Raw genomic sequence first — 11,136 nt, 5'->3', positions numbered from 1 at the left:
GGCGGAACGGGCCGCGCTCCTGCACAGGGCCGAGCAGGACGCCGCCGCTGCGCGCGAGGAAGCGACGCGCCGCCTTGTCGAGACGCTGCAGGCCCGGGTGCAGGGCGCGCTTCGCGGCATCGAGGCGCAGGCCTCCGCGCTGCGCGAGGCGGCCGCGGCGCTCGGCGTTCAGTCGCACGGCGCACGCGAGGCGGCCGGCGAGGTCAATGACGCCTGCGACACGGCGCAAGCCGGTGCAGACCGCGTCGTGGCGGACTGCACCGCGGTCGCGGCGGCGGTGGAGGCGATGACGCAGCGCTGCAGGCACGCCGCAGAGCGGGCGAACGAGGCCGTCCACTCCGCCGATGCGGTCGCAGAAACGACCGAGAGGCTGACGGCCGCGTCGGGCGAGATCGGGCGCGTGCTCGATCTCATCGGCGAGATCGCCGGGCGCACGACGCTTCTTGCGCTGAATGCGACGATCGAGGCCGCCCGCGCCGGAGAGGCCGGGAAGGGCTTCGCCGTCGTCGCGGCGGAGGTGAAGACGCTCGCGACGCAGACGGCGCGCGCGACCACCGAGATCGCCGCCCGCGTCGACGCCATCCGCGAGGGAACGGCGGGGACGGCCGCGGCGCTCGGCACGATCGGTGCGGACGTCAAGCGCATCGACGGCGAGCTCGCCGCACTTGTTGCCGCCTCGGCCGAGCAGGCGGCGGCCGTGCGCGCGATGGCCGAAGCCGCTTCAGGTGCGGCCTCGGGCTCCGCCGCGGCGCGCGAGGTGATGGTTCGCCTCGATGGCAGCATCGCCTCGGCCGACCGTTCCGTCGCGGAGGTGGCGGACGCCATCGCCGCGCTCGGCTCCGAGCTCGCGACGCTCGATCGCGACGTCGCCAACGTGATCGCGGACCTCAGGGCCGCGTGAGATGGGACAGAACGTCTTCCCCGAAGCCTGCAGAAGGAATGACCCGATGAACCGCAGGATCTTCGCCGCGGGCGTGCTCGCCCTCGGCCTCGCCGCTGCCGCGCCCGCCCGGGCCGATGCGCCGACCTCCATCCAGGGTGCAACGACGGTCGACGCGAAGGCGATCGTGTCGCTGATCGAGCGCACGCCGGAGCTCGTCATCCTCGACAACCGTCGTGCCGAGGATTTCGCCAACGGCTACATCGAGGGCGCGGTGCGCGTGCTCGACACCGATCTGACCGAGGCGGTGCTCGCAGGCCACGCGAAGACCAAGGCCACGCCCGTGCTGTTCTACTGCAACGGCCTCAAGTGCGGCCGCGCCGCCAAGGCGGCGACCGCCGCGGTCGGCTGGGGCTATACGCAGGTCTACTACTACGCGCTCGGCATGGAGGAGTGGCGCGCCCTCGGCCTGCCGATGGCCGGTCCGTGATCCGTACCGAATGATCGACAAGCCGCGCGGCGCGAAACCATGCCGCGCGGCCTGCTCGTTCAGCCCTTGAAGCCTCGCAGGACGGCGAGCCCCGCCTCGATGTCTGCGATCAGGTCGGCCGTGTCCTCGAGGCCGATATGCAGCCGCACCGTCGGCCCGCCGAGATCGCCGTTCGTCGCACTTCGCGTGATGAACCCGGTCGTCGGCAGGGCGAGGCTCTCGTAGCCGCCCCACGAGGCGCCGATGCCGAACAGGGTGAGGCTGTCGACGAAGGCGTGGCTCGCCTCGACGCTGAACTCGGGGCGGAACACCACGCCGAACAGTGAACACGCGCCGGTGAAGTCGCGCTTCCAGATCTCGTGGCCAGGCGCGCCGGGCAGCGCGGGGTGGAGCACCTTCAGCACCTCCGGCCGCTTCGCGAGCCAGGCCGCGACCTCGAGCGCGCTCGCCGCCTGCTTCTCGAGGCGCACGGGCATCGTCCGCACGCCGCGCAGCGCGAGCCAGCAATCGTCCGGCGAAGCGTACTGGCCAAGTTGAAGCGCTGCCCAGCGCAGCGCCTTCCAGTGCTCGTCGGAATTGACGGTGATCGAGCCGAGCAGCACGTCGGAATGGCCGACGACGTACTTCGTCAGCGCCTGGATCGAGACGTCGACGCCGTGGCGGAAGGGCTGGAAGTGGCGGATGCCCCAGGTGTTGTCCATCAGCACTTTCGCGCCCTTTGCGTGCGCTGCGCGCGCGATGGCGGGAATGTCCTGCATCTCGAAACTGTGGCTGCCAGGGCTTTCGGTGTAGACGACCGTCGTGTTGGGCCGCATCAGAGCGGCGATCCCGGCTTCGTCGATGCAGGGGTCGTAGAAGGTCGTCTCGATGCCGAGCCGGGCGAGCATGCCGTCGGCGAAAGCGCGCGCGGGGCCATAGACGCTGTCTGGCATTAGCATGTGCTCGCCCGCCTTGAGGAAGGCGAGAAGCGGCACCGTCACGGCGGCGAGCCCTGTCGAGACGATTTGGCAGCGCGTGCCGCCCTCGATCTCGCAGATGACGTCCTCGAGCGCGTGGTGGTTGGGGCCCCCCTGCGTGCCGTAGGTCAGTGCCTGGTCGAACCGTTTGGAAGCCGAGGCGACACGGTCGGCGCAGTTGGCATAGAGCACGGTCGAGCCGCGCACCACGGGCGGGTTGACGAAGCCGTGCACGCGCGTCCCGGCGCGGCCCGCATGGCTCATGCGGGTGCCGAAGCCGTGCATCCTCGTTCCCTTCGGCGCGCTGTCGTCAGGCATTGCTCGTGGTCTCCACAGGGGTATCGGGGCGGCCGCCCCATTCGGTCCAGGACCCGTCATAGACGGCGATGTCGGGAAGGCCAACGAGATGGCCCGCAAACGCGATGGCGCAGGCCGTCACGCCCGATCCGCAGGAGGCGATGACGGGGCGCGAGCCGTCGACGCCTGCCTTGGCGAGGATCGCGCGCAGTTCCTCCACCGGCTTGAAGGTCGCATCCGCGTTCAGAAGCATCAGGTGCGGGACGTTGCTCGAGCCGGGCACGCGGCCCCCGCGGAGCCCCGCGCGCGGCTCCGGCGCGGTTCCCTCGAACCGCCCCGCGGGGCGGGCATCGACGAGTTGCGCCTCGCGCGAGGCGACGTTGCCAAGCACCGCGCGCCAGTCCTTCACGAGCCAGGGCCGGAAGGCAGGGGCGAACACGCTGCGCGGCGGGGCGGCCGGCTCGCCGCTCTCGGTCGCGCGACCTTCGGCGACCCATTTCGGCAGGCCGCCATCGAGCACCGAGGCGGCGTCATGCCCGAAGGCGCGCATCATCCACCAGCCGCGCGCGGCTGAGGCCATGCCCTTCTGGTCGTAGAACACCACGCGGTGCGCATTGGCGATGCCGAGCGCCTCCATCGCAGCGGCGAACTCGGCCGGTCCCGGCAGCATGTGCGGCAGCTCGGTCCCCTTGTCTGCGACCGCGTCGATGTCGAGATAGCGCGCGCCGGGGATGTGGGCCTTGAGGTATTCCGCGTGGCCGTCCTTCGGCTCGTTCGGCAGGTATTTCGTGATGTCGATCACGACGACGCCAGGGTCGCCCAGCCGTGTGGCGAGCCACTCGGTGCTGACCAGCGCGTCGGGGTTGGCGTAGCCCTCTGTCATTGCCTCAGCCCTCCAATACGAGCGCGATGCGGCGGTTCTGCCGCCCCTTGTTCTCGACCTTGGCGACCGTCACACGCCCAACCTCTGCCGTCGAGGACACGTGCGTGCCGCCGCAGGGCTGAAGGTCGATGGGCGCGGCCTCCGGCCCGATGCGCACGAGCCTGACACGCCCCGCGCCGCGTGGCGGCTTCACCGAGAGCGTGCGCACGAGGCCGGGATTGGCGTCGAGCTCCTCCTCGGTGATCCAGGTCGTCGAGATGGGGTGATCCTCTGCGACCAGCGCGGCGAGGGCAGCGTTCAGCCGCTCCTTGTCGGGGGTCTCGGGCAAGTCGAAATCGAGGCGGCCCTTGCCGTCGCCGATCGCGCCGCCCGTCACCGCCGCACCAGGGATCAGGCTGCACAGGAGGTGCATCGCCGTGTGCGCGCGCATCAGCCGGAAGCGGCGGTCCCAGTCGAGCTCTGCGCGCACTTTCGTGCCGGGGGTGGGCAGGGCTGCGTCCGCCGCGACGCGGTGGAGGATCGCGCCCGCCTCGCCCTTCACCGTGTCGGTGACGGCGAGCGCTGTGCCGTCTGGCAGCACCAGCCGTCCCGTGTCGCCAGGCTGGCCGCCGCCCTGGGGGTAGAACACCGTGCGGTCGAGCACGATGCCGTCGGGCCCTGCGGAGACGACGGTGGCCTCGCAGGCGCGCAGGGAGGGCTCGTCGCGGAACAGCGGCTCTGTCGTCATGTCAGGTCCAGTCGCGGCGGAGGCGGTCGCGGTTTGCCTGGAGCCAGAGCAGAGCGAGCGCGGTGGTGATGTTGAGGATGCGGCCGTCGGCGACCATGGCGAAGGCCTCCGTCGCGGGCAGGGTGAAGACGCGGATGTCCTCGTGCTCCTCTGCGAGCCCGCCATGGCGGTCATCGCCTGACGCTGCATCGACGCGGCCGGCAAACACGGCGATCGTCTCGTCGGAGATGCCGGGACTCAGGATGAACCGCCCTGCGGGGGCGAGCGCGGTGAGCTCGAGCCCCGTCTCCTCGCGCGTCTCGCGGATGGCGACCTCCTCGTCGGTCTCGGCCCCGTCGGCGAGGCCGGCGGCGACCTCGACCAGCCAGGGCGCGAGGCCGGCGGCCAGCGCGGGAAGGCGGAACTGCTCGATCAGCACCACCGTGTCGCGCACTGGATCGTAGGGAATGACGGCGACGGCACGGCCGCGGCGGAGAAGCTCCCAGTTGGCGGGGCCGCGCGTCTCGCCCCGGTGGCCCAGGAAGCTGAACGACACGCGCTGCAGCGCGTTGTGGCCGCGCCAGATCGTCTCGATGGCATGGACCGTCACGCGCGGGTGAGCAGGGAGGGCTTCTTCGACCATGGCGGGCAGACCCTACAGGCTCGCCCCTGGCCGGGCCAGGGGGAGCGGGCCTAGGATCGGCCGAGGAGAGCGCCCGCCGCCGTGACCGATTCCCAAGGACTGGCAGAACGGCCGACAGAGACGCCGGCCGCGATGGCGCGGCGGCGCGCGCGCGCCATCGTTGCCATCATCGCCGCCGCCGCCGCCTTCGCCGTCGCCGCCACGCTGGTGAAGCTGATCGCCCCAGCCATCCCGACGGCGCAGATCGTGCTGTTCCGCAGCGTCGTCGCGCTGTTCGCGCTCGCGCCCATCATCCAGCGCGAGGGCGGCATTCGCGTGCTGCGCACTCGCCAGCCGCTCCTGCATGCAATGCGCACATTTGCGGGCTTCGGCGGGATGATGACGGCGTTCTACGGCTACGCGACCCTGCCGCTTGCGGAGGTGACGGCGCTGGGCTTCACCATGCCGCTGTTCCTGACCATCCTCTCCATTCCGCTTCTCGGCGAGAAGGTCGGCATACGCCGGGCGAGCGCGGTGGTCGTCGGCTTCCTCGGCGTTCTGCTGATCCTCCGCCCAGGCGCCTCGGACGTGCCGCTCGGGCCGGCGCTCGTCGTCGTGTTCGGTGCGGTGTGCTGGGCGCTGGCGATGATCGCGATCCGCCGCATGGGCGAGCAGGGCGAGAGCAATGTCGCGATCGTCGCGTGGTTCTCGATCGGCGGAACGGTGCTGGCCGGCGCGCTCGCCATCCCCGTCTGGGTGACGCCGAGCTGGACCGAGTTCGCCGCGCTCGTCGGCGTGGGACTTTCGAGCACGGTCGCGCAGCTTCTGATGACGGATGCCTACCGTCGCGGCGAGCCGACCATCGTCGCCCCCTTTGAATACAGCGGGATACTCTGGACCGCCTTGATCGGGATCATGCTGTTCGACGAGACCCCGTCTCCGACCATGGCGGCGGGCGTCGCCGTCCTCGTCGCGTCGGGGCTCTACATCCTCCACCGTGAGGTGATCCGGCGCAGGCAGGGCGGGGGGCGCTGAGCCTCCCTGCCGCTGGTCCCTGCGATCCGGCCCTTCCCGCTTGTCGGCCTGTCGGGGCGTTCCCGGAATAATGGACTTCCGGGCGCGCGCTGTGCTCGTATCCCTGCCGCATCGGTGCGGCCCGCCCAGCCCTCCACCGGCGCGCCAGGGGAGGGACCAGGTGAAGGACGTGCTTGGCGAGGACGAAGACCTCGCCGTACCCGGCCGCGTCTCGACAGGCTCGCTGCCAGCGGAGGACGAGGTCCGCCGCATCGTCGAAGAGGCGCATGCCCGCTACCGCGGCATCGATGAGGGCGTGGTGGCGGACTACATCCCCGCGCTCGGACGAGCCAGGCGCGACCTGTTCGGCATCTGCACCGTCGGCGTCAGCGGCAGGGTGGTCGCGGTCGGCGACGCTGAGCATGCCTTCTCGATCCAGAGCGTCTCCAAGCCCTTCGTGTTCGCGCTGGTGTGCGAGGTCCTCGGCGCGGAGGTCGTGCGCGCGAAGGTGGGCGTGAACGCGACGGGGCTTCCCTTCAACTCGGTCATGGCGGTCGAGCTGAACGCGGACCGCACGATGAACCCGATGGTCAACGCCGGCGCGATCGCGACGACAAGCCTCTGCCCGGGCGGAACGGCGGAGGAGAAATGGCAGTTCGTCCTCTCCGGCCTCTCGCGCTTCGCCGGCCGCCCTCTCGCGATCGACGAGGAGGTGTACCGATCCGAGGCCGAGACGAACCTGCGCAATCGTGGCATCGCCAAGCTGCTCGAAGGCTACGGGCGGATGTACTGCGACGCGCTCGAGGCGACGGACGTGTACACGAGGCAGTGCTCGGTCTCCGTCACGGCGCGTGACCTCGCGGTGATGGGTGCGACCCTTGCCGATGGCGGGGTGAACCCGGTCACGAAGGAACGGGTGGTCGATGCCGCGATCTGCAAGCGCACACTGGCCGCGCTCGCCACGGCGGGGCTGTACGAACGCTCGGGCGACTGGCTCTACGAGATCGGCCTTCCAGGCAAGAGCGGGGTGAGCGGCGGCATCGTCACGATCTCTCCCGGCAAGGGCGCCTTGGGCACCTTCGCGCCGCCGCTCGACGGAGCGGGCAACAGCGTGAAGGGCCAGCGCATGACGAAGTACCTCTCCGAGGCGCTCGGCCTCAACCTCTTCGCATCCAAGCCCTTCGCCTGAGTTCAGGAGACGGTCATGACGACGACGACGCCCAGCGCGCCCATGTCCGTCGGCGAGGAGCCTCGCCAGTCCTGGGTGCCGATGATCGCGATCGCGCTCGGCCAGGCGATCATGTCCTACAACGTCGCCTCGCTTCCCGTCTCGATGGGCGGGATGGTGCAGAGCTTCGGCGTGCCGCCGACGACCGTCGCGACCGGCATCGTGATGTACTCGCTCGCCGTCGCCGGCTTCGTGATGCTGGGTGCGAAGCTCGTGCAGCGCTTCGGCTCCACGAAGGTGTTCCGCTATGTCGTCGCGCTGTTCGGCGCGGCGCAGGTGCTGATGGTGATCAGCCCGACAGCGACGGTGATGCTCGCCGCGCAGCTCTGCGCGGGCCTCGCCGCATCGGTGATCGTCCCCGCGCTCGTCGCGCTCATCGCAAACCAGTACAGCGGCGCGCAGCAGGCCACCGCCGTCGGCGCGCTCGGCTCTGCCCGCGCGGCCGCCGGTGTCACCGCCTTCCTCGTCGGCGGCATGCTCGGCACCTTCATCGGCTGGCGGCCCGTCTTCGCGATCCTGATCGGCGTCTCGGCGCTGGTGTTCTGGCTCTCCTTCAAGCTGAAGGAGGAGGAGGGCCGGCCGGAGGTTGGCATCGACATCGTCGGCGTGGTTCTCGCCGCATCCTCGATCATGATGATCAGCTTCGGCTTCAACAACCTCAACCGCTGGGGCCTCGGCGCGGCGCGACCTGCCGCGCCCTTCGACATCGCCGGGCTTTCGCCCGCGCCGGTGATGATCGTTCTCGGCATCTTCCTGCTCCAGTGCTTCGTGGTGTGGACGCGCCGCACCCAGGCGGCGGGGCGCACGCCGCTGCTCGACCTCCGCGTCATCACCTCGAAGCAGGAGCGTGCGGCCGTGTACTGCATGTTCGCCGTGGTCGCGCTCGAGGCGATGCTGAACTTCTCCGTGCCGCTCTACATCCAGATCGTGCAGGGCCGCACGCCGATCGAGACGGCGATCGCGATGATGCCGTTCAACCTCACCGTGTTCTTCACCGCGATGCTGGTGGTGAAGCTCTACGACAAGATGACGCCGCGACAGATCGGGCGCATCGGCTTCGTCATCTGCACGCTCGCGCTGTTCTATCTCTCCTGGGTTGTGCGCAATGACTGGACGGCGGTCGCGGTGATGTTCGGGCTGATCGCCTTCGGCATCGGCCAGGGCGCGCTCGTCACGCTGGTGTTCAACGTGCTCGTCACGGCCGCGCCGAAGCAGCTTGCGGGAGATGTCGGCTCGCTGCGCGGCACGACGCAGAACCTCGCCGCCGGCGTCGGCACCGCGGTCGCCGGCGCGTTGATGGTGACGCTGCTCACCTCGATGGTGATGCTGCGGCTCGCCGACAACCCGGTGCTGACGCCGGCCGTGCTCGCGCAGATCGACCTCGACCGGATCAACTTCGTCACCGACGCAAGGCTCGGCGAGCTCATGGCAGCGACCACCGCCTCGGCCGAGCAGGTGGTCGAGGCCGTGCGGGTGAACCAGGAGAGCCGGATCCAGGCGATCAAGATCGGGCTCCTGATCATGGCGGGCGTAGCACTTCTCGCGATCTTCCCCGCCGGAGGCCTGCCCGCCTACAAGCCAGGTGAGATTCCCGCCCATCCGGAGCCGGCGTCACCGGAGGAGCTGAGGGCGGCCGCGGCGGAGGTGGAGGCGGCGGAGGCCGCGCGGTGACGAAGCCGCGTCTCCTCGTCCTCTCCCTCGGCGGCACCATCACGATGGTGCCGACGGCGGAGGGCGGCATCGCGCCAAAGCTCGGCGCGGCCGAGCTGGTCGCGTCCGTTCCCGCGCTCGGCGAGATCGCGCAGATCGAGGCGCGCTCTCCCTTCCGGCTGCCGAGCCCCTCGCTCGAGCCCGGCCAGCTCGTCGCCGTCGCGCGCGAGATCAACCGTGGCTTCGCCGAGGGCTTCGACGGCGCCGTAGTGATCCAGGGCACCGACACGATCGAGGAGAGCGCCTTCCTTCTCGACCTTCTCGTGCCGGGCGACAGGCCGGTTGTGATCACCGGCGCGATGCGCGGCGCCGATGCACCAGGGGCTGACGGGCCGGCCAACCTCCTCTCGGCGGCGATCGTCGCAGCCTCGCCTGAGGCGCGGGGCCTGGGCACGCTCGCTGTGCTGAACTACGACATCCACGCCGCGCGCTTCGTGCAGAAATCCCACACCGCGCTTCCCTCCGCATTCCTCTCCCCCCTCGTCGGCCCGCTCGGTGCTGTGGTCGAGCGGCGGGCGCAGATCCATGTCCGTCCCGCGCGGTCTCCGGCGCATGACGCCGAGGCCGGTGAGCCGGCACCCGTTGCGCTCCTCAAATGGGGCATGGGCGAGGATGGGCGGATGCTGCGCTCCGTCGCCGGCCTCGGCTATGCGGGGCTCGTGATCGAGGGCATGGGGGCGGGGCATGTGCCTGCCGCTGTTGCGCCGATCCTCGGAGAGGTGGCGCGCGCCATCCCAGTCATCCTCGCCTCGCGCGCGATGACCGGGCCGGTGTTCACGAGCACCTATGGCTATCCCGGCGGGGAGATCGACCTGATCGGCCGCGGGCTCGTTCCGGCGGGGCATCTTTCCGGGCTGAAGGCGCGCATCCTGCTGGGGCTCGCGCTGCGTGGCGGAGGCGGGCGGGAGGCGGCCCTGAGCGCCTTCGCCCCCTACCAGTAGAGGACACCAGGCATGGCATCTGATCTCGACAGGGTTCTCGACCGCATCGACGGCGACATCGACGCCGCGCTCGAACGCCTCTTCTCGGTGCTTCGCATCAAGTCCGTCTCCACCGACCCCGCCTTCGCCAAGGAGTGCGCGGCCTGCGCGGCATGGCATGTCGAGGACCTGAAGTCGATCGGCTTCGAGGCGATGGCGCACGCAACGCCCGGCCACCCGATCGTTGTCGGGCATGACCGCTCGACCTCGGGCAAGTCGGTGCTGTTCTACGGGCATTACGACGTCCAGCCCACAGATCCGCTGAACCTCTGGGACCACGACCCGTTCGAGCCTTTCATCGAGACGCGCAAGGACGGCACGAAGGCGATCCGCGGCCGCGGATCGTCGGACGACAAGGGCCAGGTCATGACCTTCGTCGAGGCCTGCCGCGCCTGGAAGGCGGTAACGGGCAGGCTTCCCGTCGGCATCACCGTTCTGCTCGAGGGCGAGGAGGAGACGGGCGGGGTGAACCTGCCGCCCTTCCTCGCGAGCCATGCCGACGAGCTGCGCGCCGATGTCGGCCTGATCTGCGACACGAACATGTGGGATGCGAGGACGCCCGCGATCCAGACCATGCTGCGCGGCCTCTGCAACGACGAGGTGACGATCCGCGCCGCGGACCGAGACCTCCATTCCGGCTTCTACGGCAACGCCGCGGCGAACCCGAACGCCGTTCTCGTGCGTATCCTCGCGAGCCTGCGCGACGAGACCGGGCGGGTGACGCTGCCTGGCTTCTATGAAGGCGTGCCGGAACTGCCCGAGGCGCTGAAGGCGGACTGGCAGAAGCTGCCCTTCGACGAGAAGGCCTTCCTGGGCGCGGTGGGGCTGTCGGAGCCGGCTGGCGAGAAGGGGCGTTCGGTTCTCGAGATGGTCTGGTCGCGGCCCACCTGCGAGATCACCGGCATCGGCGGCGGCTACCAGGGCGAGGGGTTCAAGACCGTCATCCCCTCGGTCGCCTCGGCAAAGGTGTCGTTCCGCCTGGTGTTCGACCAGGACCCCGAGACGGTGCGCGCCGCGTTCCGCGCGCATGTGCAGAAGCTGCTGCCGCCCGATTGCGAGGCGAGCTTCATCAAGCATGGCGGCAGCCGCGCCGTGCGCTTCCCCGTCGATGCGCCCTCCTTCGCCAAGGCACGGGCCGCGCTCGCGGAGGAGTGGGGGAGGGAGGCATTCTTCATCGGCGGGGGCGGCTCGATCCCCGTCACGGGGCTGATCAAGGAGAAGCTCGGGATGGACGTGGTGCTTGCCGGCTTCGCGCTCGAGGATGACCGCATCCACAGCCCGAACGAGAAGTACGAGCTCGAGAGTTTCCGCCGGGGAATCCGCTCCTGGGCGCGGATCCTCGACGCGTTCTCGCGTTGAGGAGCACGGCG

The 11,136-nt window shown here is 70.2% G+C and carries 11 protein-coding genes; 7 read left to right on the top strand and 4 right to left on the bottom strand.

Annotation, left to right across the window (positions count from 1 at the left end; genetic code table 11):
• The coding region (locus tag FIF60_RS14035) for a methyl-accepting chemotaxis protein (RefSeq protein WP_239451634.1) at positions 1 to 901 on the top strand (901 nt) is incomplete at its 5' end.
• A gap of 46 nt (positions 902 to 947) precedes the next feature.
• A complete protein-coding gene (locus FIF60_RS14030) occupies positions 948 to 1,370 on the top strand; it encodes a rhodanese-like domain-containing protein (protein WP_144186713.1) in 423 nt (140 codons plus the stop codon).
• 59 nt (positions 1,371 to 1,429) lie between these two features.
• Here FIF60_RS14030 and metC read toward each other — a convergent pair whose 3' ends face one another.
• The 4 genes from metC to FIF60_RS14010 are packed head-to-tail and all read right to left on the bottom strand — an operon-like array spanning position 1,430 to position 4,855.
• Positions 1,430 to 2,644 (bottom strand): cystathionine beta-lyase, encoded by a 1,215-nt coding sequence (metC, locus tag FIF60_RS14025; RefSeq protein WP_144186712.1) that lies wholly within the window; start codon positions 2,642 to 2,644, stop codon positions 1,430 to 1,432.
• Positions 2,637 to 3,506 (bottom strand): 3-mercaptopyruvate sulfurtransferase, encoded by an 870-nt coding sequence (gene sseA / locus FIF60_RS14020; protein WP_144186711.1) that lies wholly within the window; start codon positions 3,504 to 3,506, stop codon positions 2,637 to 2,639. The genes metC and sseA overlap by 8 nt, the downstream gene beginning before the upstream one ends.
• A 4-nt stretch (positions 3,507 to 3,510) precedes the next feature.
• On the bottom strand, positions 3,511 to 4,233 hold the full coding sequence (locus FIF60_RS14015) for an alanyl-tRNA editing protein (RefSeq protein WP_144186710.1): 723 nt from the start codon (positions 4,231 to 4,233) through the stop codon (positions 3,511 to 3,513).
• 1 nt (position 4,234) lies between these two features.
• Complete coding sequence (locus tag FIF60_RS14010) at positions 4,235 to 4,855, bottom strand: NUDIX domain-containing protein (RefSeq protein WP_144186709.1); 621 nt, start codon at positions 4,853 to 4,855, stop codon at positions 4,235 to 4,237.
• Positions 4,856 to 4,936: 81 nt separating this feature from the next.
• Here FIF60_RS14010 and FIF60_RS14005 point away from each other — a divergent pair, with 81 nt between their 5' ends.
• The 5 genes from FIF60_RS14005 (at position 4,937) to FIF60_RS13985 (ending at position 11,125) form a co-directional block, all read left to right on the top strand.
• Positions 4,937 to 5,869, top strand: a complete 933-nt coding sequence (locus FIF60_RS14005; protein ID WP_239451633.1) for a DMT family transporter — start codon at positions 4,937 to 4,939, stop codon at positions 5,867 to 5,869.
• Positions 5,870 to 6,029: 160 nt separating this feature from the next.
• A complete protein-coding gene (gene glsA, locus FIF60_RS14000; RefSeq protein WP_239451632.1) occupies positions 6,030 to 7,037 on the top strand; it encodes a glutaminase A in 1,008 nt (335 codons plus the stop codon).
• A 15-nt stretch (positions 7,038 to 7,052) separates the two neighbouring features.
• Positions 7,053 to 8,747, top strand: a complete 1,695-nt coding sequence (locus FIF60_RS13995) for an MFS transporter (RefSeq protein WP_239451631.1) — start codon at positions 7,053 to 7,055, stop codon at positions 8,745 to 8,747.
• Complete coding sequence (locus FIF60_RS13990) at positions 8,744 to 9,727, top strand: asparaginase (protein WP_144186707.1); 984 nt, start codon at positions 8,744 to 8,746, stop codon at positions 9,725 to 9,727. The genes FIF60_RS13995 and FIF60_RS13990 overlap by 4 nt, the downstream gene beginning before the upstream one ends.
• A gap of 12 nt (positions 9,728 to 9,739) precedes the next feature.
• The gene (locus FIF60_RS13985) at positions 9,740 to 11,125 is read left to right on the top strand and encodes a M20/M25/M40 family metallo-hydrolase (protein WP_144186706.1); all 1,386 of its coding nucleotides are present in this window, start codon (positions 9,740 to 9,742) and stop codon (positions 11,123 to 11,125) included.
• Positions 11,126 to 11,136: the final 11 nt, after the last annotated feature.

This window comes from Elioraea rosea (assembly GCF_007644105.1).
In the GTDB taxonomy this organism is placed as follows: Bacteria; Pseudomonadota; Alphaproteobacteria; order Acetobacterales; family Acetobacteraceae; genus Elioraea_A; species Elioraea_A rosea.
This window is presented reverse-complemented; position numbering and strand designations above follow the sequence as displayed.